This window comes from Citrobacter sp. Marseille-Q3906 (genome assembly GCF_916618775.1).
Lineage (GTDB): Bacteria > Pseudomonadota > Gammaproteobacteria > Enterobacterales > Enterobacteriaceae > Citrobacter > Citrobacter murliniae.
Genome location: NZ_CAKAKA010000003.1, coordinates 251,410 through 274,211 on the forward strand (window position 1 = coordinate 251,410; position 22,802 = coordinate 274,211).

Here is a 22,802-nt window from a genome sequence, read left to right on the forward strand (position 1 = left end):
GCAAAAAATTTTCCAGCCATGAAGGATGTGCGCGTACAAGTCTGATTGCGAAGCTTCACGCAGACTGAGTTATGGTGGGGTGATAGGCCGTAATTGTTGACATAGAATCCGCGTCAAGCCGGACTCGTCCGGTGAGGCGCAATGTTGCGGGGGCTTGATCCCTGGCGGCATAGGTTGCTGGAAAGAGAAAACCCCCGCACGTTGTTTGGTATAAACCGGCAACATAACGAGGGCTAACTTGAATCCAGACAATTCAAGAATAGCCGCGAAAAGTTGCCATTGCAATACAGGCGGTTATATGACGTTCGCGCAGTTAGGCATTCCCTTCTGGCACGGTCTGGTTGCTCCGGTCATCGCTGGCATTACTGCCAGTCTGATTGTGAACTGGCTGCGTAACAGAAAGTGACAGGGCTTATGGGCGTCAGCCTGCTGTAATGGAAATATGCGCCCGGACCAGGCCGCAGGGATAAACCTTGCGGCCTTTTTCGTCTTTATTGCAGGTAAGTTCCATCGCTATGTGGCTAACCTGCTGCGATAATGCGTGCGGGGAAGTTTTCAGATAGCGCCTCTCTTAATACGGCTACGATCGGGTATACTCTGACGGCAGTTTCGTCTATCCGTGGAGAGTCAGTTTGCGTGTCAGTCGCTCGTTAACAATTAAGCAGATGGCGATGGTTGCGGCCGTTGTCATGGTGTTTGTTTTTATTTTTTGCACCGTTTTGCTGTTTCATCTGGTACAGCAGAATCGCTACAACACGGCTACGCAACTTGAAAGCATCGCTCGCTCCGTCCGTGAACCTCTGTCGGCCTCTATTCTGAAAGCGGATATCCCCGAAGCGGAAACGATTTTAAGCCGAATTCAGCCCGCGGGTGTGGTCAGCCGCGCTGATGTTGTCCTGCCTAATCAGTTTCAGGCATTACGGATGAGCTTTATTCCCGAACGCCCCGTCCCGGTGATGGTGACTCGCCTGTTTGAACTGCCGGTACAGATTTCATTGCCGGTCTATTCTCTTGAGCGCTCCGCCAACCCGCAGCCTCTGGCGTATCTGGTTCTGCAGGCGGATTCGTATCGCATGTACAAATTCGTTATGAGCACGCTCTCAACGTTAGTGACCATTTACTTACTTTTGTCCTTAATATTGACGGTGGCAATCTCCTGGTGCATTAACCGTTTGATTGTGCATCCGTTACGCAAAATTGCTCGCGAGTTGAACGATATTCCTCAACAGCAGCTGATTGGCTACCAACTGGCGTTACCACGCCTGCATCAGGATGATGAGATTGGCATGCTGGTGCGCAGCTATAACCTGAATCAGCAGATGGTGCAGCGCTACACTGAAGAACAAAACGACCATTCGATGCGGTTCCCGGTTTCTGATCTACCCAACAAGACCTTTCTGATGGGGCTACTGGAGCAGGTCGTTACCCGCCAGCAAACCACGGCGCTAATGATTGTCACCTGTGAGACCCTGCGTGATACCGCGGGTGTATTGACCGAAACCCAGCGGGAGATCCTGTTGCTAACGCTGGTCGAGAAACTGAAATCGGTGCTGGCGCCCAGAATGGTGCTGACCCAGGTGAGTGGCTATGACTTTGCCATTATTGCACACGGTGTGAAGGAACCCTGGCATGCGATTACATTAGGTCAGCAAGTACTCACTATCATGAATGAGCGGCTGCCTATTCAAAGCATTCAGCTACGTCCAAACTGCAACATTGGAGTGGCGATGTATTACGGTGACTTGAGTGCTGAACAGCTATACAGTCGCGCACTCTCGGCAGCATTAACCTCGCGTCGCAGAGGTAAAAACCAAATTCAGTTCTTTGACCCGCAGCAAATGGAAGAAGCACAGCAGCGTTTAACGGAAGAGAATGACATTCTCACCGCACTGGATAATCAGCAGTTTGCGCTTTGGATACAGCCACAGGTAGAGATATCCAGCGGTAAGATGTTGAGTGCAGAAGCGTTATTGCGGATCCAACAACCGGACGGAAGCTGGGAGCTGCCGGAAGGGTTAATCGACAGGATTGAATCCTGCGGTCTGATGATAACGGTCGGCTACTGGATACTTGAAGAGTCCTGTCGCCAGCTTTCCGCCTGGCAGGAGCGCGGCCTGATGTTGCCGCTGTCGGTGAATCTTTCGGCGTTGCAACTGATGCACCCGAGTATGGTGTCTGACCTGCTGGAACTGCTAAACCGCTATCGTATTAAGCCAGGCACATTGATTCTGGAAGTGACCGAAAGCCGACATATCGATGATCCGAACGCCGCTGTGGCTATTTTGCGGCCACTGCGTAATGCGGGTGTACGTATCGCGTTGGATGACTTTGGCATGGGCTATGCGGGGCTTCGACAGCTGCAACACATGAAGTCGCTGCCGGTAGATGTGCTCAAAATCGATAAGATGTTTGTTGAAGGATTACCGGAAGACAGCAGCATGATCACTGCAATTATTCAGTTGGCCCACAGCCTCGATTTGCAGATGATCGCCGAAGGTGTCGAAACCGAAGCGCAGCGAGAGTGGTTATCGCAGGCGGGAGTGGAAGTGGCCCAGGGATTCCTGTTTGCCCGTCCGGTTCCGGCAGATATCTTCGAAGAACGTTATTTAACGAAGGAATGGCCTGATTACAAAAGTTAAAAAAGGTAGCGCTTGTGCGAGCCAGCTCAAATTTTTTAACATTTTTGTATCAATTATGATCTTTGTACATTTCTGTGATGTTGTGTGGGTGTTACTTTAAGGCCGCAGGTTAAATAAAACCTTACAAGACCTGTGGTTTTTACTTTAAGGACACCCTATGAAAACCTCTATCTTCAAAAGCCTTTACTTTCAGGTCCTGACAGCAATTGCCATTGGTATTCTCCTTGGCCATTACTACCCTGAATTAGGCGCCCAAATGAAACCGCTTGGCGACGCGTTCGTTAAGCTTATTAAGATGGTCATCGCACCTGTCATCTTCTGTACTGTCGTCACCGGCATTGCAGGTATGGAAAGTATGAAAGCAGTAGGCCGCACCGGTGCGGTTGCACTGCTTTATTTTGAAGTGGTCAGTACAATTGCACTGATCATCGGTCTTATCATCGTCAACGTGGTGCAACCTGGTGCCGGGATGAACGTCGATCCGGCGACGCTGGATGCTAAAGCAGTAGCGATTTACGCTGAACAGGCAAAAGACCAGGGGATTGTGGGCTTCCTGATGGATATTATCCCGGGTAGCGTCATTGGGGCGTTCGCCAGTGGCAACATCCTGCAGGTATTGCTGTTTGCGGTAATGTTTGGTTTTGCTCTGCATCGTCTGGGCAGCAAAGGCCAGATGATTTTCAACGTAATTGAAAGCTTCTCGCAGGTCATTTTCGGCATCATCAACATGATCATGCGCCTGGCGCCAATCGGTGCTTTCGGTGCCATGGCCTTTACCATCGGTAAATATGGCGTCGGAACGCTGGTACAGTTGGGTCAGCTGATTATCTGCTTCTACATCACCTGTATTCTGTTTGTGGTGGTGGTGCTGGGATCGATTGCCCGTGCAACCGGCTTTAGCATCTTCAAGTTCATCCGCTATATCCGTGAAGAACTGTTGATCGTTCTGGGCACATCTTCTTCCGAGTCGGCGCTGCCGCGTATGCTCGATAAGATGGAAAAGCTGGGCTGTCGGAAGTCGGTGGTCGGACTGGTTATCCCTACAGGCTACTCGTTTAACCTTGATGGTACGTCGATCTATCTGACGATGGCGGCGGTATTTATCGCGCAGGCAACGAACAGTCATATGGATATCTTCCATCAGATAACTCTGCTGGTGGTGCTGCTGCTCTCCTCGAAAGGGGCTGCGGGTGTTACCGGAAGCGGCTTTATTGTTCTGGCTGCGACTATCTCCGCCGTGGGTCATTTGCCGGTTGCCGGTCTGGCGTTGATTCTTGGTATTGACCGATTCATGTCTGAAGCCCGCGCGCTGACCAACCTGGTTGGTAACGGTGTGGCAACGGTTGTCGTTGCTAAATGGGTGAAAGAACTGGACCACAAAAAGCTGGATGATGTGCTGAATAATCGTGCGCCGGATGGCAAAACGCACGAATTATCCTCTTAATCTCGTCACTTATGCCCGTAGTCCCTTGTAGGGCTACGGGCTCCTGCGCATAATTGACCCCTGTGCCCGAATTCATCAATACGATGGCTTTGGGATTTTTTCACTTCTTCCGTGACATTTTTATGTTCTCGCGGTCTAACACGAAGTGTTTTTAACGTCATATTCAGAGAGTCCTTTCAGGACTGTCTTTTTATTACCAGGATTGTTGATCAGGGGTTCACATGCAGGGCACAAAAATTCGACTTTTAGCGGGCGGCTTGCTGATGATGGCCTCTGCCGGCTATGTGCAGGCAGATGCGCTCCAGCCTGACCCGGCGTGGCAACAGGGCACGCTGGCAAATGGCTTACAGTGGCAAGTTCTCGCCACGCCCCAGCGTCCCAGCGACCGCATAGAGGTTCGCCTGCTGGTTAATACCGGTTCACTCACCGAAAGTACGCAACAGAGTGGTTTCAGCCATGCGATCCCTCGCATTGCGCTGACGCAAAGCGGTGGTCTGGATGCCGCGCAAGCCCGTTCATTGTGGCAGCAGGGGTTCGATCCAAAACGTCCCATGCCGCCCGTTATCGTTTCCTATGATTCCACACTGTATAACCTCAGTTTGCCTAACAGCCGCAATGACCTGCTGAAAGAGTCGTTATCTTATCTGGCGAACATTTCCGGCAAGCTGACCATCACGCCTGAAACGGTCAATCATGCGCTGAATAGCGAAGATATGGTTGCGACCTGGCCTATGGATACCAAAGAAGGGTGGTGGCGTTATCGTCTGAAGGGATCGACGCTGTTGGGACATGATCCCGCCGATCCGCTGAAAACACCAATTGATGCGGCGAAAATTCAGTCGTTCTATCAGAAATGGTATACCCCGGATGCCATGACGCTGATTATCGTCGGTAACGTTGATGCGCGCAGCGTGGCTGAGCAAATCAATAAAACCTTTGGTGAGTTAAAAGGAAAACGCGAAACGCCGGCACCAGTACCTACGCTCTCTCCACTGCGTGCCGAAGCGGTTAGCATTATGACCGATGCAGTGCGTCAGGATCGCCTTTCCATCATGTGGGATACACCGTGGCAGCCTATCCGCGAATCCTCCGCGCTGTTGCGCTACTGGCGTGCTGATTTAGCCCGTGAGGCGCTGTTCTGGCATATTCAGCAAACGCTAACCAAAAATAACGCGAAAGATATCGGCCTTGGTTTTGACTGTCGGGTTCTGTTCCTGCGCGCGCAGTGCGCCATTAACGTTGAGTCTCCGAACGATAAACTGAACGCGAATTTGGGCATGGTCGCGCGTGAACTGGCGAAAGTGCGTGATAAAGGTCTACCGGAAGAAGAGTTCAATGCGCTGGTGGCGCAAAAGAATCTGGAGCTGCAGAAACTGTTTGCCACCTATGGTCGTACCGATACCGATATTTTGATCAGCCAGCGCCTGCGTTCGCTGCAAAATCAGGTAGTGGATATCGCGCCAGAGCAGTACCAGCGTTTACGCCAGAACTTCCTCAACGGCCTGACCGTCGAAATGTTGAACCAGAACCTGCGCCAGCAATTATCGCAAGAGATGGCGTTAATTCTGCTCCAGCCGAAAGGTGAACCTGAATTCAATATGAAGGACTTGCAGGCTACGTGGGATCAAATCATGGCACCTGTGACAACCGCGGCGACTGCTGTCGAAACGGATGAGGCTCATCCTGAAGTGACGGATATTCCGCCGGTGCAATAAGCAGGAATTTCCCTCTCCCGGTCGGGAGAGGGGGAATAAAACTAGTGTGACATTCTATTGTGGCATTGCGTCGCGTGGAATAATCGCCCCACGATGCTGAATAACAGTGCTTGCTGTCAGGTGGCCGCGTTTGGCGGCTTCTGCGGCATCGCCACCGGTTAAGCGTACTGCCAGATATCCTGCGCTGAAGGAGTCTCCTGCAGCCGTGGTATCAATGACCTTCTCTTTCGGTAATTTTACAGCCGGTACATCAATGAGTTCTTCGCCAGCGATGGAAACCAGGCAAGAGTCTGCGCCACGCTTCACAACCACTTCCTGCACACCAGCTGCGTGAGTGCGGGCAATCACCTCGGTAACGGGTTTTTCGCCCCACAATGCGTCTTCATCATCCAGCGTCAGGAACGCGATATTGGTGCATTCCAGCATCTGCTGATACACCTGCTGTGTCTCTTCTTTACTGCTCCACAGACGTGGACGGTAGTTGTTGTCAAATATGACTTTTCCACCGTTGGCGCGGCATTCGCGGAGCAGCGATAGCAGCTTCTCACGGCTGGATGGGCTTAATATCGCCAGGCTTATTCCACTCAGATACAGGTAGTCGAATGTGGCCAGTTCTTCGCAAATGGCGGCAGACTGTTCACTCTCCAGCCAGAATTTTGCCGCAGCTTCATTACGCCAGTAATAGAAGGTGCGTTCACCGGTGTTGTCTGTCTCAATGTAATAGAGACCTGGGAGGCGATTTTCCATACGCTGCGTTAAAGAGGTATCGACGTTTTCGCTGTGCCAGGATTCCAGCATTTGTTGGCTGAAACTGTCAGTGCCCAGCGCCGTCACATAGTGTACGGAAAGTGCCGCAGAATCGACCTGACGGGCGATATAAACGGATGTATTCAACGTGTCGCCACCGAATCCGCGCTGAACATCAGCACCTTTCTGTGACAGCTCAATCATGCATTCGCCAATCACGGCAATCTTTCTGGACATAGTCGTAACCTGCTCTGAAAAAAATTAGCGTTAGTGTGCGCTGTGGGTAGTATGTGGTCAACTATATTAAAACATCGTTCCATTAATTTTTTGAGCCAGCACGTGTTCTGTGTGATTTTTGCCGCTTAGTTTTTTATTTTGCGTTGCGCTGAACGTAAAGTTCTGCGCCCGAGCGCCGATAACCTTTGACGAGTCCGGTCAGTCACACTCTTATTTACAGGACACCTCAGATGATAAAGCAGGTTACCCAGCAGCTAATTACGCCTGATGCGAGTATCGAAAGCTTGCTTGAGCGACGCTATTGGCTGCAGTGCGAGCGTGCTTACACCTATCAGCCGATTTACCAGACCAATGGGCGACTGATGGCCGTTGAGCTGCTGACTGTCGTGAGCCATCCTGATAACCCTTCCCACCGTATTGCGCCGGATCGTTATTTTGCTGAAGTGGCCGTTCGACACCGGGTTGACGTGGTGAAAGAGCAGCTTCACCAGTTGCAGTTAAAAGGCGAATTTTTCAGGGTCCACGGTCTGCTGGCGTCAGTGAATGTTGATGGACCGACGTTAATTGCGATGCGCCAGGATGCTGAAATACTGAAAATCATCGAATGCCTGCCCTGGCTGCGATTCGAGCTGGTGGAGCATATTCGCCTGCCGAAGGGATCGTCTTTCGCCTCTATGTGCGAGTTCGGGCCACTCTGGCTGGATGATTTTGGTACCGGAATGGCGAATTTTTCGGCCCTCAGCGAAGTCAGTTATGACTACATTAAAGTGGCGCGGGACCTGTTTGTTATGCTGCGCCAGACGCCGGAAGGTCGGAACCTGTTCACGCTGTTATTACAGTTAATGAACCGCTATTGCCGTGGCGTGATCGTCGAAGGTGTAGAAACGCTGGAAGAGTGGCGTGATGTGCAAAACTCACCGGCTTTCGCCGCACAGGGCTATTTCCTCTCTCGCCCGGTCCCACTGGATACCCTTGAAGAGGTGATCTTGTCGCTTTGATATAGTCGTAGAGTGTCTCCTTTTGCCCTGCTGGACTATCTTTAGGACAGGCAAGGATGGAAACGAGGACGTAATATATGACGAAAGCAGGCAAAATAACCGCCATAGTATCAGGGGTTTTCTTGTTGTTGATCGTCGTACTCATCATGGTGATTGCGACATTTGACTGGAACCGGCTCAAACCGACCATCAACCAGAAAGTCTCTACTGAACTTAACCGACCATTCGCCATTCGGGGTGATTTAGGCGTTGTCTGGGAGCGCCAGAAGCAGGAGACCGGCTGGCGAAGCTGGATTCCGTGGCCGCATGTTCATGCTGAAGATATCATCCTCGGCAACCCGCCAGATATTCCTGATGTCACGATGGTACATCTTCCCCGTGTTGAAGCGACGCTTGCCCCATTGGCTTTGTTGACGAAAACCGTCTGGCTACCGTGGATCAAGCTGGTGAAACCGGATGCACGACTTATCCGCCTGTCGGAGAAAAACAACAACTGGACCTTTACCCTGGCGGGAGATGACAATCGCGAACCCAATACTTCGCCGTCTGCCTGGTCTTTCCGTCTGGATAACATTCTGTTCGATCAGGGGCGCATAGCCATCAACGATAAGGTGACTCGCTCTGAGATTGAAATTCTGGTCGATCCGTTGGGCAAGCCGCTTCCCTTTAGTGAAGTGACCGGAACGAAAAGCAAAGAGAGTAGCGCCAGCGTCGGTGACTACGTTTTTGGTCTGAAAGCGCAAGGGCGATATAACGGCGAACCGCTAACCGGTACTGGGAAAATAGGTGGAATGCTGGCATTACGGGGGGAAGGTACGCCTTTCCCGGTACAGGCCGATTTCCGTTCGGATAACACGCGTGTGGCATTTACAGGGACGGTGAAGGATCCGATGAAGATGGGGGGCGTGGATCTCCAGCTTAAATTCTCAGGTGATTCATTAGGGGATTTGTACGATTTGACGGGGGTACTTCTGCCGGACACCCCACCATTTGAAACTGACGGGCGCTTGGTGGCAAAAATCGATACCGGCAAATCTTCAGTTTTTAATTATCGTGATTTTAATGGCCGCATTGGCGACAGCGATATTCACGGCACGCTCGCCTATACCACTGGTGAGCCGCGTCCGAAGCTGGAAGGCGATGTTGAGTCGCGCCAGTTGCGGTTAGCTGATTTGGGACCACTGATTGGCGTCGACTCCGGGAAAGGTGCGGAGCGGGCGAAAAAATCTGAACAACGCAAAGGTGAAAAAAGCGTTCAGCCTGCGGGTAAAGTGTTGCCATACGACCGCTTCGAAACCGATAAATGGAACGTGATGGACGCTGACGTGCGTTTTAAAGGACGACGTATTGAGCACGGCAGTAGCCTGCCCATCAGCGATCTCTCCACTCATATCATCCTGAAAAATGCTGACTTGCGGTTGCAGCCGCTGAAATTTGGTCTGGCGGGGGGCAGCATTGTTTCAAGTATCCATTTGCAAGGGAATAAAAAGCCGATGCAAGGAAGTGCGGATATACAGGCTCGCCGCCTGAAGCTGAAAGAGCTAATGCCGGATGTGGAACTGATGCAGAAAACGTTGGGCGAAATGAACGGAGACGCCAGATTTAGCGGTAGCGGGAATTCAGTGGCGGCACTGCTTGGTAACAGTAATGGCAATCTGAAGCTGCTGATGAATGATGGTCTTATCAGTCGAAATCTGATGGAAATTGTTGGACTGAATCTGGGTAACTATATCGTCGGGCAGATATTCGGTGATGACGAGGTCCGGGTGAACTGTGCGGCGGCGAATCTGGATATCGTCAATGGTGTTGCGCGTCCGCAGATTTTTGCGTTCGATACCGAAAATGCGGTCATCAATGTGACCGGAACCGCGAGCTTTGCCTCTGAACAGCTGGATTTAACCATTGATCCCGAGAGTAAAGGTATCCGTATTATCACCCTGCGTTCACCGCTGTATGTTCGCGGGACATTCAAGGATCCACAGGCAGGGGTGAAAGCCGGGCCGCTGATTGCGCGTGGCGCGGTTGCCGCAGCGCTGGCAACCTTAGTCACACCTGCGGCTGCCCTGCTGGCGCTGATTTCACCCTCTGAAGGTGAGGCCAACCAGTGCAGGACTATTTTGTCTCAGATGAAGAAGTGATTGCAGAAGAGAATTGCCGGATAGCGGTGCTATCCGGCAAGCAAATTATAACGACTGGTGACGTGTTTCGTGGGTTAACAACAGTGCTATCAGCGTTAATGTCGCCATTGACGCCAGGTAAATGCCGACCGCTGGCAGACCATAGTTTCCCTGCAACCAGGCGGCAATATACGGAGCAACGGAAGCACCAAGGATTGACGAAACGTTATACGAAAATGATGCGCCAGTGTAGCGGACCTCGGTCGGGAAGAGCTCTGGTAGCAGCGCGCCCATCGGGCCGAATGTCAGCCCCATCAGGCTTAACCCCAGCAACAAGAAAGCGAATACCAGCGCCGGATTGCCGGAACCCAGCAACGGTTTAAAGGCGAACAGCGCGAACAAAATGATAAGCGTCGTGATGATAAGCATACTCTTGCGACGACCAAACGCGTCGGCCAACAGTCCCGCCACGGGAACCATTACGCCAAAGCCAATCACCGCCATCATCAACATCCACAACACTTCATTACGCGGCAAGCCTAGACCCACCGGGGCAGCTGCGGTACTGAACGTCATTGAATAGACGGTCATGATATAGAACAGTGTATAGGTTGCCAGCATGATAAACGTACCGAGGATCGTTACGCGTACATGTTTTGTCAGCAAGGTACCCAGCGGGATTTTAACCTGCTTTTTCGCCGCAGCCACTTTAGCGAAAACTGGCGACTCATGCAGCGAAACACGAACGTACAGGCCGATGATCACCAGCACAGCAGAAAAGATAAACGGTATGCGCCAGCCCCAGCTCATAAACTGCTCATCGGTAAGCAGCCAGGAGAGCAACAGGAACGTGCCGTTGGCAAAGAAGAAGCCGATAGGTGCGCCCAGCTGTGGGAACGAGCCGTACAACGCGCGTTTACGCGGAGGGGCGTTTTCCGTTGCCAGCAACGCTGCGCCGCCCCATTCGCCACCAAGTCCCAAACCCTGACCAAAACGTGCCAGTGCCAGCAGTAGTGGTGCAAAAATACCGATAGTTTCATAACCCGGCAGCAGACCAATGACGACCGTAGAAATCCCCATGGTGAGCAGTGACGCAACCAGTGTCACTTTGCGCCCTACGCGGTCACCGAAATGTCCGAACACGGCAGAACCAATTGGCCGTGCGACAAAGGCGATGGCAAAGGTCGCGAGAGACTGAAGCGTTGCCGCTGCTGGGTCGCCCTGCGGGAAGAAGATATGGGGGAACACGATCACTGCAGCGGTCGCGTATATATAGAAGTCAAAGAACTCAATGGCAGTGCCAATAAGTGAGGCGACGACGACTTTATTGCGCGAGTTGACCGGCGTGTGTTCCTGTTCATTGTCGAGCGTTGTGGCTGTTGCTTGCATAATATTTTCTTATTTTTGGTCGAACGAAAGGTCATATTACGCACAGCAAAAGAGACATTTCAATCTGTAACAAGCGTTGAGTCTGGTCAAAAATATGTCAAAAAGGGGATAATTTTTAGGCTGAAGATTTCTCTTCCATGAAATGCTTCACATAATTTAAAACTTGGATAATAAAACTGGTTTTTGGTTAAATAAAAGTTACGTACTGGATTTATATTCTAAAAAGAGTACCGGATGACGATACAGGTATCTTATCTGGCCTACAGATCCTTGCGGAACGTAAGCCGGAGGCGGCTCACGAATCCGCTGTTGGGATGAGAATTAGCGGTGAGTTTTCCCCGGCATGCGCGGGTCATCTTTGTATTCAGCTGTTGCTATCCAGGCCGCGCAGAATAAGGTCAGGCGGGCGAAGAAATAGAAGAATGCCATCAGCCCTAGCACGGAGCCAAACGCCGCACCTGATGGTGATTGCACCAGCGACGGCAGCATATACGTCATAATAATTTTAATCGCTTCAAACCCAAGCGCCGCAATAAATGTGCCGCGAATAAGCGCTCTCTTACGCGGACGGTGGCGCGGCAATCGCCAGAATATCCAGAAGAACAACAAATAGTTGGCAAAAATTGAGATGGCCAGGCCGATCAGTCGCCAGGCTGGCTTCAGCCATTCGATACCGTCGAGATAAAGTGCAGAGATAATCATCTGCTGAGCGGAACCGGCGATAGACGTAATGGAGAGGGTAACGATCAGCGCAATCAGCAAACCAATCAATGAGACAAAATCGCGCAGGTATTTTATCCAGATTTTTTCCTGATCCTGCGGTGTGCGCTCCCAGACATCCCGCGACTGGGCGCGAATAGCTTCACGTAGATTTCCCATCCAGTTAATACCGGAATAGAGCGCGATCCCAAGCCCCACCAAACCGACGGTGGTACGTTGTTGAACGGCGGTATTGATGGTGTTTTTCAGCGTGGACGCAAGGGTAGGATCGCTGACGTTCATCAGGATTTTATTGAAGATATCCTGCAACAACGTGGGATGTGACGCGAGAATAAAACCGGCAGCGGCAAACGACACCATCAGGATGGGAATCATCGACAGGAACGAGAAATAGGTGATGGCTGCGCCAAACTGATTCCCCATTCGGTCATTAAAACGCTCCGTGGCGCGGATGAGGTGGGCGATAACAGGTTGGCGCTGGACCTTTTCCGCCAGGGTTATGGCCGTTTTCAGAGCCTGGTTCGCCTTCGCGTTGCTCTCAGGCGTTGTGGGAGTTGGTTCTTGTGTATGCGTAGGGTGTTTTGCATCGTGTTCCTGCGTCATCCGGTCGGTAGTCCTTATTTTGTGCACTCAAGTCATTATAGCCTGCTCAAGCCAGAATCCCGAAAATCGGTCTAACAGACTAATCCACATAGTCTTTCATCACGCCGGTTAACCATTCCATAAACAGATGTACCCGACGGGAGAGATTGCGACGGTGCGGATACAATAAAGAAACCGGCATAGGCTCTGGGCGATACTGCGGCAACACTTCGACCAGCGTTCTGGCGCGTAATGCCTCACGTACACCTATGCGTGGTACCTGAATAATGCCTAACCCGGCAAGGCATGCCGCATGGTATGTTTCGGTGCTATTCACCGTCAGCATGCCGCCGGTTTTCACCCATTCTGTGCCGTTTTCTGTCGCCACCTCGAAACCCTGTGAACGCGAGCCTAAATTCACTGAGTAATGCACCACCGCATGTGAAGCCAAATCTTCCAGACTTTCCGGATAGCCAAAACGGGCCAGGTATTGTGGGCTGGCACAGTTAACCTGCGTTAGTTTTCCCAGCGGGCGAGCAATTAGCCCGGAATCTTTTAACGTACCAACACGCACCACACAGTCGAAACCTTCACGAATCAAATCTACCAGGCGATCGCTGCTGCTCAGTTCAATTTCAAGACCTGGGTATTGATGTAAAAAATCCGGCAGGCGGGGTATTACCAGATTCTTTGCGACGCCAACCGGCATATCAACCCGCAGCTTACCGCTGATGCTGGCCGGATCGTGATGAAATAACCCGTCCAGTTCATCCAGATTGCTCAGCAGATCTTTAGCACGTTCGTAATAGATCATACCGTCCTGGGTAAGCTGTACGCGTCGGGTGGTGCGGTGAAGAAGCTGCGTACCCAGCGAGTTTTCCAGGGCCTGTATCTGGCGCGATACGCTACCTTTAGGGAGTCCGAGCGTTTCCGCTGCGCGAGAAAAGCTTTCCAGTTCTGCGACGCGGATGAACAACTGCATTGCGTGAATTTTATCCATTGCCATACCTTATTGTTGTTCTGGATGAAACAGTAATGCGTAATCAGCGATATTTATTGTTTTTTTAACACCTAATAAGCTCTGTCTCAATCTTCACAACACCTGAAATGAGGTTTCTTATGACGCAACGTATCGCATTGGTGACCGGTGGCGGTCGTGGACTCGGTAAAAACGCGGCGCTGAAGCTGGCGAACAAAGGAATTGGTATTATTCTGACGTGGAACAGCAATGAAAAAGAAGCGCAGCAGGTTGTGCATGAAATCAGGCAATCTGGTGGCAAAGCAGCAGCATTGTCGTTGAATGTCGGAGATATTTCCGCTTTCCCTCTGTTTGTTGAACAGATGCAGGAAGCATTACAGACGCAGTGGCAAAGCGATGGGTTTGATTATTTATTGAACAATGCCGGGATCGGCATTAACGCGCCGTATTCGGCATTCACCGAATCGCAATTTGACCAACTTTTGAACATCCATTTTAAAGGGCCTTTTTTCCTGACGCAGAGCCTTTTACCGCTGATGAAAAAGGGGGGCAGGATCCTCAATGTCTCGACCGGATTATCGCGTTTTGCCCTGCCAGGCTACAGTGCATATGCTGCCATGAAAGGGGCGATGGAAGTGTTAACCCGTTACCAGGCCAAAGAGCTAGGTGAGCGCGGGATTACTGCAAATATTATTGCGCCAGGGGCGATAGAAACTGATTTTAGCGGTGGGAACGTACGGGACAATGCACAGCTGAATGCCTATATCGCCTCGCAAACGGCGCTGGGGCGTGTTGGATTACCGGATGATATTGGTGATGCCATTGCTGCACTACTCAGCGATGACCTGGCCTGGATGACAGCGCAGCGTATCGAGGTATCTGGCGGGATGTTCCTGTAAATCTGCAGGGTGCTTATTCAGTAGGTCGCGGTACCTGCTGAGTAAGCACTTAATGCTATATTGTGTTTTGTAACATATTCTCCGATCATCCGTGGTTCCTTATTTTTAGCCAACGTTATAGACTCTTGGAAATTAATATTTGCAAAGGTATTTTTGAACGCTAAAAATAAGAAGTTCCTTAAGCTTTGACGTAATTTTAAACGCTTTATGTAATCCTTTTTTGTGAGCTGTAACTATTTATAATTTCTGCTTCTTTCCTATCCTGTCATCGGTAGAATGGCCTCTGCCAAATGGTGAGTTCTTATTTTACCCCGTAGGTAATACCCTTCGCGTGTTAAGGCTAATATCTTATTTGGACGGAGAGAAATAATGCAGGTAATAATGTTTGACAGGCAGTCAATATTTATTCATGGAATGAATGTAAGTTTACAACAACGTATTCCAGGAGTGGATGTTCAGGGTGTCAGTCAGGCAGATGACCTTTGGCGAAAACTGGAAGAAAATCCTGATGCGCTGGTGATGCTTGACGGCGATCTTGATGGCGAATTCTGCCGTGGAATACTGCAGCGAATAGCGGAGCTATTTTCGGCGGTAAAAGTGTTGATAACGGCAACAGATTGCCGAAAAAAATGGCTGCAGGAAGTCACTCAGTTAAACGTACTGGCGGTTGTCCCGCGCGATTCTGACGCGGAAACGTTCACGCTGGCGATCAACAGTGTAGCGATGGGTATGATGTTTTTACCCAGAGATTACTTAGCGGTATCAGAGAACGGTAACCAGAATATAAAAGCGTTAAGCGCACGTCAGCGAGAGATCCTGACTATGCTGGCAGCCGGAGAATCTAATAAACAAATTGGTCGGGCGTTAAATATCAGTACCGGGACGGTAAAAGCACATCTTGAATCGCTTTATCAGCGGCTGGAGGTAAAAAACCGTACTCAGGCAGCAATGATGTTAAACGAATCATACTAACGGGTACTTATTTCACAGTCAGAAAGTGTCTGGCTGTGAAATATGAGCGACCCCATTTCTGAAGTACAAAATTGCTTCATCCCAATGCTGAGTATCCACGCAATAAGCGCTTCCTGCTGAAACAGATCGTTAAGTTGTGGCAACTTCGTCCGTATTAATGCCTCGCAGGCATACAAATCATCGAGCAGCAGTTTATCTGCCTGCATGACTGAAATAGGTTTATCGAAGTATTCATCTGCAGTGATTTCATGCCCGTAACCAATGACCCATATACCCTTTTTGTCCTGATACTTTTCCAGTGACAGACCCTGCCATTGTTTAATAAATGCGATACAGGTCGGCGTAAAATGTGCTGAATGGAGCTGCATACCGATCTCTCTTCATGTAAAGATCATCATTCTAAAGAGAACTGCTCGCTATAGTAGTTGCCATTCAGCCGGTTTTTTCAGTAAAACGCCTTATGGCATTGGTGAGAGGTATTCACGCTTTAACAAGCCGAAAATCCAGTCGTCATGCCAGGTTTGATGCAGCCAGTAACTTTCGCGTAGCGTGCCTTCATGAATGAATCCCACCTTTTCCAGCACATGTCGTGAAGCATGGTTGCCTGCGGTGACGCAGGCCGTCAACCGGCGTAGGCCTCCAATTGTAAACGCGAAGTCGCAGATGGCACGCAGGGATTCTGCGCCATATCCTTTACCTTGTGCTTCTGGCGCGAACAAAAAACCGACTTCGGCACATTCATTGTTTTCATGAATATATCCAGTGACGCCAAGCGGTAACCCTGTGTCGTTGTCGCAAACCACCAGACATAGCCAGTGTGGGCTTCCTGGAGACCACTCGGGTAAACGTGAGTTGAATACCGTCAGCACATCTTCTTCAGTGCGTGCGTCGGAGACAAATCGCATCACATCAGGGTTTTGCTGTAATTTTAAAAAGAACGCCCAATCGCCTTGATCCAGTGGGCGACAGGTAAGACGTGATGTTTTTAATACCGGCACAGGCTTATCTCCTGAATAATTTTCAACGATTACGCGGTTATCACTGTAAAACGTATCTATTTGGTATATGAATATGTTTTAGTCTACAACGGCACACATCTGTGGAGTGCCGCTTTATAAAAAGATAAATAAATACATTGTGAAGTCGCATTTTCGCGGCTCTTTTAGGGATGATAATGACCAATAGCGCGTTACAGGCGACATGTACGCCATTTGAACACTGTTTGGGGATCATCCGCCAGGCATCGGTGGAAATCTTACTGCTGTTAGGCGTACACGTCGCTGAGGGCAAGGATCCACGCTGGTTTCTGGAGCAACTCGATCAGGCCCGGCTGAATTTAGGCGGTTGGGGGATTGTGGCCAGACGGCTTCAGATGAATGATGCGCAACTGAGCCAGTTCACCCTGCGATTGCGCCATCTTCAACAGAATGTGCCTCAGTATGAAAGTGGTCAGGATGTCAGTGAAAATCAGCTGATTTCTGCGCTGCGCTTTGTGGCCTCCCTGGAACATTTGCGCCAGCAGCAGCCGCTGCTGAACTATCAAACCGAGTTTGACACAGGGAGTCAGGACGCACAGGTAAAGGCCCAGCGCCAGCTACGTGCAATAGAGTTAACGCTAAAATCCCTCGTCGCCCGGGTATGGCCGGATCAACACCCGCTAAACAGTTTTCTGAAACAGCATTTTGGCGCCGATCGTCTGCGCCGCTGGCTAAAGCTGGGTGAAGGGCGTGATGCGCTGGACGGTATGATGTTTAGCGAACTGGCGCTGATGGTTGTTGATAAGAAGCTGTTTGTTCGTCACTTTACCCAGATTTTTAATGATACTTCGGTGCTCACACTGTTTGTCGAACCGCGCTTAACGCTGCGTATGTTTCTGGATGACTGCCGTCAGGCACGAAACTGCGTTATCGCTCAGCAGCCGCTGACATCAGTACAATTGATGCTGTTAAATCACCAGTACGGGCAAATTACGCACCCTGTGCAGCGGGCGTTTGAAGAGCGGCGTATCCGTACTAATCCCTCGTCGTATCTGGAATCAGATGAGGACCTCGTCCGCCAGTTCTGGGAAACGGCAAGGCAAAAAGATGAGCAGGCCGGGGGAGATAAACAGGAAATCGCCGACAGTATCGATCCGCCGGATAAACGGGCAAAGCGTACGGCAGAAGAACGCGAGCAGCTCATTTCAGGCATGCTGTGGGTTGCTGTTGGTGTGATGGTGCTGGTGATATCGCTGGGGGCATTCTGGCTCTTCAGTACACCTGCTCCGCTTGCGTCCGCCGGGAAGTCCGTTGAAATTGTGCAGGAAGAACCGCGGCGTGATGCGCCTTCAGCCCGGGAAACGGTGACCCGAATGGGGATCTCCTGGGATTCATTCAATATGCGGGCTGCCATCGATCGCAACGATACTCGCGTCACGTCACTGTTTTTGCAGGGCGGTATGGACTGGAAACTGGCATGGACGGAGCAGGCGTTCTCGACAGGCAATACCGATGTTCTGAAACTGCTTTTACGTTATCCCTCGCAGATGGATGAGGCTAAACCTTGTCAGCAGTTTATGAGTACGCTAAGCCACGCAATGTCGAATGGAGCATCCTTAACGTCGCTGCATAAAAGCTATTTAAAAAGTTTTTGCTCGGTACCGGACGTTGTCGCACGTCAACAATATAACGCCGAACAAGCTCAGTTGCGTGTGGCCGCAGAGCCAAGCGCAGAGAACAAAAAATGGCAGAAAATTCACGCAGCGCTTTATGATGCGATTAACTAACTGCCTGACAAGTATTGCATTATCAGGCAGTCAGGCGACTATGGTTCCCCATACAGGCCGATTAAGCGACGGACCACACCATTGGTCCAGCCAAAGCCATCCTGTAACGGATATTCCCCGCCGCCGCCTTCTCGCGGCGTGCCGTCCGCGATGTGGTATTTCTCGATGAGTTTGTGATGCTCCTGGTAAAAAATATTAACTGTTTTCAGCCAGTTGCGGGCGATTTCATCCCCCAGGTGGTCATCACCATACAGTTTGAACCCCTGAATTGCCATCCACTGCAACGGCGCCCAGCCATTAGGTTTATCCCACTGCTCGCCAGTTTCATATTCCGTCGCCATAATTCCACCGGGTGTTAGCAGGCGGCTACGTACTGCGTTGGCGAGTCGGTCGGCTTGCTCATGGGTCGCCATACCTACATACAGTGGCACAATACTGGCTGCAGAAAAGAGAGCCATTTGTTCGCGGCGCCAGTCGTAATCACGATAACAGCCATTTTCATCGTCCCACAAATAGCGGTTCACGGCGGTACGGCGGTCACCCGCTTTCTGTCGGAACAACGCTTCGGTTTCTCGATCGCCTTTTAGCGCGGAAATATTGGCAATGGTACTTTCCAGCTTGTACAGGAATGCGTTCAGGTCAATAGGGATGAACTGGGTGGTGCGTATACTGGCAAGGCGACCTGCATCGCGAAGCCAGCGTGAGGAGTAATCCCAACCGGAGGCAGCGCCAGCACGCAGATCTCGGTAGACCTCATTGGGGGGACGACCTGAATGTTTGGCGGTCTCTACGTCTTCGAGCCAGGATTCATCGCGAGGAGTATCGCGATCGTCCCAGTAACGGTTGAGCAATGAACCGTCCGGCATTCTGATGACGTGGCGGTAGGCCTGGTTTAGTACCAGGGAGTCGGCACCATCCATCCAGAACGCATACTCCATTTTTAGGTGATCCAGGTAACGACGCGCACCGCGCACGCCATCCTCTTCAAACAATTCCACCATCAGCGCAAATACCGGCGGTTGAGAGCGACTCAGATAGTAAGTGCGATTACCGTTTGGGATGTGGCCATAGTTTTTAATCAAACAGGCAAAGTTATCCGCCATACACTTCAGAAGATCTTCCCGGCCGCTCTCCGCCAGGCCCAGCATGGTGAAGTAGGAGTCCCAATAGTAGGTTTCGCTAAACCGTCCGCCTGGTACAATATACGACTGTGGCAACGCCAGCAGCGAAGACCAGGGAATGTGATCCTGCGGCTCGCGCGTTAGTACTGGCCACAGTTGGTCGATATGCTCTTTCAGCGAGCTATCCGGGTCGGAAACGTATTCACTGGAGGGCGTTTCCGGTAGCCAGAAATGGTTCTCGACGAAGCGTTTCAGATCAAAGTCACGATGTCGTCTGACTTTGCGATAGCGGATAAGAATATCCAGCGGATCCATTTTGGGCGCGCAGTCGGGGAATGTTTTACTGTCGGCAAACAGTTTTGACGACTGGACGTGCTCAAACAGTTCAAGGTAGCGATCGGCTGGCGTCAGGGCATCAGAGGCGGGTAGCCCTTCAATCATCTCTGGCTCGGGCTCTGCCTCAATCATTTCATCCAGCTTTAACTCGCACGGATCCATTTCATAAAGCAGATCGACATCGATCGTGAGTTCTTCTGAAGGGGCGTGGGATAGTTTCTGGTTGAGCATAATGAGAAAGACCTCCGGTGGATGTGGAAAGGGTAAGGCTATTGCCCGGCTGTCTGTTAAGCGTAGACATTCGCTTCGGTATTTGATGGATAAAGCGTGCGCTCAATCACACTTTTATGGTTTTCAGGAATCAATGAATAAATGTATCTCAATGATAACAATGGGTAATTTTTAATTATGCGAAAATGGATATATTTCATTTTCGGAACATTCGATTGCAACGATATGTGAACAGAAATACGTAGTGGCTCCTGCTTATAATAGGCACAGGCTATTCTATTGATAGTTCTGCTCCATGTAATTGATTGATACTTATCAAAATAATATCCCCCTCATTTCCTATGATGGTCAGGTCTGACAAAGACTGCGCATTAATTATTTTAATTTTCTGGGTCACAATAACTCACAACGGTGAGGGTAAAATAATGAAAATCATTACCCGTCTTACCGCGATTGCTATAGCAGGCATCGTGATCGGTTATTTTGGATTATCCGGTTATGTGTGGTACCACGATAATCAACGAAGTAAACAGGCTGATGTTCAGGCCTCTACACTGGAAGCCAATAATAAAGTTTTAGGTTTTTTACGCGAAAAAGGATGCGATTATTGCCACACGCCTTCGGCAGAATTGCCTTTTTATTCTTCTTTTCCTGTCGCTAAACAGTTGATGAATTACGACATCCAACTGGGATATAAATCTTTCAATCTTGAAGCTGTTCGTGCTGCGCTGGTCGCGGATAAACCTGTCTCTCAAAGCGATCTGAATAAAATCGAATGGGTAATGCAGTATGACACCATGCCGCCGACGCGCTACACCGCGCTGCACTGGGCCGGTAAGGTGAGTGATGCGGAGCGCGAAGAGATCCTTGGCTGGATCGCGAAACAACGTGAGCAGTACTACGCCAGTCGTGATACCGCACCTCAACATCGTAATGAACCTGTTCAGCCGATACCGGAAAGCATCCCGACTGACGCCCAAAAAGTGGCCCTTGGATTTACGCTTTATCATGATCCGCGTATATCCGGAGACAGTACGATCTCTTGTGCCCACTGCCATGCCCTGAATGCGGGCGGCGTGGATGGCAGAAAAACGTCAATTGGTGTGGGTGGTGCAGTCGGTCCTATTAATGCGCCGACGGTATTTAACTCGGTCTTTAACGTTGAACAATTCTGGGATGGTCGTGCGCCGACATTGCAGGCTCAGGCGGGCGGTCCACCGTTGAACCCGATTGAAATGGCATCGAAATCCTGGGATGAAATTATCCAGAAACTGGATAAAGATCCGCTACTGAAACAAGAGTTTACCGCGGTCTACCCCCAGGGATTCAGCGGCGATAATATTACCGATGCCATTGCTGAGTTTGAGAAAACGCTGATTACGCCAAATTCGCCGTTCGATAAGTGGTTACGCGGTGATGAAGCGGCGTTAACTGCCCAGCAAAAGCATGGTTATCAGTTGTTTAAGGATAATAAGTGCGCGACCTGTCATGGCGGTATTATTCTGGGTGGACGTTCATTTGAACCATTGGGTTTGAAAAAGGACTTTAATTTCGGTGAAGTGACAGCCGCTGATATTGGCCGTATGAATGTTACCAATGAATTACGTGACAAACTGCGCCAGAAAGTACCGGGATTGCGTAACGTTGCACTGACGGCACCTTATTTCCACCGGGGTGATGTTCCAACGCTCGACGGTGCTGTCAAACTGATGCTGCGCTATCAGGTTGGCAAAGAACTCCCGCAGGAAGATATCGACGATATCGTTGCGTTCCTTGAAAGCCTTAACGGGGTTTATACGCCGTATATGCAGAGTAAGTAATCAATACAATGCCGGATGGCGGCTGATGCCCTATCCGGCCTACTGATTGCCGTGACTTTTAGGCCTGGTAAGCGTAACGCCGACGCATGTCACTGTTACTATTCGACGGTCAGTAGGGGAACGAATTCATTTCTGGCGACTGCCAACTCGACGACACTTCAACAAGCCTACCATCTCATACATCAATAAAACTGTATATTTTTCGGTTCATCTTCAATACTCTCGGCCCCGAATTATTTGTAACACTTATTTTAAACGATGAAGACGTACAGAAATAAGAAAAAATACCGCTACGTCGGATTATATGTATTTGTTTATAAATTGTTATTTGTTGTCTTTTTATACCATGACCTGATTATTATATAGCTTATATTTGGGGTGGAAGATATCCTGTAATATATAAAAGCGTTTCATTTTTATTACTTATAATTTTTTATCGTTACCAGATTACGGTAGTTGCGAAATAGTTCTCAAGTCTGTAGTTGACGGCTTTTTTATAGGATGTTCAAAATGAAGGCTGTATATATTATTTCAGATAATCAGTATTTCGCGCTTGGTGCTGCTGCGTTAATAAAGCATCAGCAAGCAATCATTGTTTCTCCTGAGGAACTGCTAAATCAGAACCCAGGGATCAATAGTGGCGATTGCTATATTTTCGTCCGGAACAGGGTGTTGCATCGCCGTCTGTGCTGTTATTTGAAGCAGACGAACTGCAACCTTATTTTTTTTCTGCCCGGTTTGCGTTACCGCAGTGGAACGAAATTGTTGCCCTGTTTCTGGCCCGCCAGAATATCAGCGAAAAGTTTTCGTGAGCGATCGGCGCAGGTTGCCAGATATTTCAGCAGGAGTTGCCCGGAAAATACTACGCTGTCAGGTCGTGCGCGTATGAGCATGGCTGCGGCGGGGCTGGAGCGTTATATGCGCTGGGTAAGAGCACGCAGTATTTCACACCAGGCCGCTCACAGTCATCACCGGGCTCTTATTAAAACTGTAGGCATCGAGAACGTAAGCATTCACACTTTATTTCTTTCAGAATACATTGCGGCCAGTCATATCGCCTTGTCATGACTGATAGAGAATGGATCTTTCAAA

18 protein-coding genes are annotated in these 22,802 nt (G+C 50.1%); 11 read left to right on the forward strand and 7 right to left on the reverse strand.

The window, feature by feature from the left end:
- Nucleotides 1–298 precede the first annotated feature (298 nt).
- From LG384_RS18540 to LG384_RS18555, 4 genes are all read left to right on the forward strand, one after another.
- Nucleotides 299–406, forward strand: coding sequence for a type I toxin-antitoxin system toxin Ldr family protein (locus tag LG384_RS18540; protein WP_200042298.1), 108 nt, complete (start codon nt 299–301; stop codon nt 404–406).
- Between the two features lie 226 nt (nt 407–632).
- Complete coding sequence (gene hmsP / locus LG384_RS18545; RefSeq protein WP_071829050.1) at nt 633–2,639, forward strand: biofilm formation regulator HmsP; 2,007 nt, start codon at nt 633–635, stop codon at nt 2,637–2,639.
- A 157-nt stretch (nt 2,640–2,796) separates the two neighbouring features.
- Nucleotides 2,797–4,083 (forward strand): C4-dicarboxylate transporter DctC, encoded by a 1,287-nt coding sequence (gene dctA / locus LG384_RS18550; RefSeq protein WP_045448651.1) that lies wholly within the window; start codon nt 2,797–2,799, stop codon nt 4,081–4,083.
- Nucleotides 4,084–4,304: 221 nt separating this feature from the next.
- Nucleotides 4,305–5,798 carry a pitrilysin family protein gene (locus tag LG384_RS18555; protein WP_045448650.1) on the forward strand — a complete coding sequence of 498 codons (1,494 nt, stop codon included), beginning with the start codon at nt 4,305–4,307 and terminating at the stop codon, nt 5,796–5,798.
- A gap of 54 nt (nt 5,799–5,852) precedes the next feature.
- On the opposite strand, the gene LG384_RS18560 is transcribed toward LG384_RS18555, so the two are convergent.
- Entirely contained in the window at nt 5,853–6,782 is a 930-nt protein-coding gene (locus tag LG384_RS18560) for a sugar kinase (protein WP_045448645.1), read from the reverse strand.
- Nucleotides 6,783–7,012: 230 nt separating this feature from the next.
- Here LG384_RS18560 and pdeH point away from each other — a divergent pair, with 230 nt between their 5' ends.
- A complete protein-coding gene (gene pdeH, locus LG384_RS18565; protein WP_225761360.1) occupies nt 7,013–7,780 on the forward strand; it encodes a cyclic-guanylate-specific phosphodiesterase in 768 nt (255 codons plus the stop codon).
- A 77-nt stretch (nt 7,781–7,857) separates the two neighbouring features.
- Entirely contained in the window at nt 7,858–9,918 is a 2,061-nt protein-coding gene (locus LG384_RS18570) for an AsmA family protein (protein WP_225761361.1), read from the forward strand.
- Nucleotides 9,919–9,963: 45 nt separating this feature from the next.
- Here LG384_RS18570 and LG384_RS18575 read toward each other — a convergent pair whose 3' ends face one another.
- From LG384_RS18575 to LG384_RS18585, 3 genes are all read right to left on the reverse strand, one after another.
- A complete protein-coding gene (locus tag LG384_RS18575; protein WP_045448639.1) occupies nt 9,964–11,286 on the reverse strand; it encodes an MFS transporter in 1,323 nt (440 codons plus the stop codon).
- Between the two features lie 321 nt (nt 11,287–11,607).
- Nucleotides 11,608–12,609 carry an inner membrane protein YhjD gene (gene yhjD / locus LG384_RS18580; RefSeq protein ID WP_045448637.1) on the reverse strand — a complete coding sequence of 334 codons (1,002 nt, stop codon included), beginning with the start codon at nt 12,607–12,609 and terminating at the stop codon, nt 11,608–11,610.
- A gap of 79 nt (nt 12,610–12,688) precedes the next feature.
- On the reverse strand, nt 12,689–13,588 hold the full coding sequence (locus LG384_RS18585) for a LysR family transcriptional regulator (RefSeq protein ID WP_225761362.1): 900 nt from the start codon (nt 13,586–13,588) through the stop codon (nt 12,689–12,691).
- A gap of 119 nt (nt 13,589–13,707) precedes the next feature.
- Between LG384_RS18585 and LG384_RS18590 the strand changes: the two genes are divergently transcribed.
- Nucleotides 13,708–14,466 carry an SDR family NAD(P)-dependent oxidoreductase gene (locus LG384_RS18590; protein WP_225761363.1) on the forward strand — a complete coding sequence of 253 codons (759 nt, stop codon included), beginning with the start codon at nt 13,708–13,710 and terminating at the stop codon, nt 14,464–14,466.
- 369 nt (nt 14,467–14,835) lie between these two features.
- Nucleotides 14,836–15,438 (forward strand): response regulator transcription factor, encoded by a 603-nt coding sequence (locus LG384_RS18595; protein WP_045448631.1) that lies wholly within the window; start codon nt 14,836–14,838, stop codon nt 15,436–15,438.
- On the opposite strand, the gene LG384_RS18600 is transcribed toward LG384_RS18595, so the two are convergent.
- Together LG384_RS18600 and LG384_RS18605 are read right to left on the reverse strand one after the other, a co-directional pair.
- Entirely contained in the window at nt 15,435–15,806 is a 372-nt protein-coding gene (locus tag LG384_RS18600) for a lysozyme (RefSeq protein ID WP_045448629.1), read from the reverse strand. The two genes, LG384_RS18595 and LG384_RS18600, sit on opposite strands and share 4 nt — an antisense overlap.
- Nucleotides 15,807–15,896: 90 nt before the next feature.
- Nucleotides 15,897–16,436 (reverse strand): GNAT family N-acetyltransferase, encoded by a 540-nt coding sequence (locus tag LG384_RS18605; protein ID WP_045448627.1) that lies wholly within the window; start codon nt 16,434–16,436, stop codon nt 15,897–15,899.
- 176 nt (nt 16,437–16,612) lie between these two features.
- Here LG384_RS18605 and LG384_RS18610 point away from each other — a divergent pair, with 176 nt between their 5' ends.
- On the forward strand, nt 16,613–18,202 hold the full coding sequence (locus LG384_RS18610; protein ID WP_045448625.1) for an STY4199 family HEPN domain-containing protein: 1,590 nt from the start codon (nt 16,613–16,615) through the stop codon (nt 18,200–18,202).
- A 38-nt stretch (nt 18,203–18,240) separates the two neighbouring features.
- On the opposite strand, the gene LG384_RS18615 is transcribed toward LG384_RS18610, so the two are convergent.
- A complete protein-coding gene (locus LG384_RS18615; RefSeq protein ID WP_225761364.1) occupies nt 18,241–19,890 on the reverse strand; it encodes an alpha,alpha-trehalase in 1,650 nt (549 codons plus the stop codon).
- Between the two features lie 425 nt (nt 19,891–20,315).
- Between LG384_RS18615 and LG384_RS18620 the strand changes: the two genes are divergently transcribed.
- Together LG384_RS18620 and LG384_RS18625 are read left to right on the forward strand one after the other, a co-directional pair.
- Nucleotides 20,316–21,710 (forward strand): cytochrome-c peroxidase, encoded by a 1,395-nt coding sequence (locus LG384_RS18620; RefSeq protein ID WP_045448622.1) that lies wholly within the window; start codon nt 20,316–20,318, stop codon nt 21,708–21,710.
- Nucleotides 21,711–22,220: 510 nt separating this feature from the next.
- A complete protein-coding gene (locus tag LG384_RS18625; RefSeq protein WP_136345375.1) occupies nt 22,221–22,778 on the forward strand; it encodes a hypothetical protein in 558 nt (185 codons plus the stop codon).
- Nucleotides 22,779–22,802 lie beyond the last annotated feature (24 nt).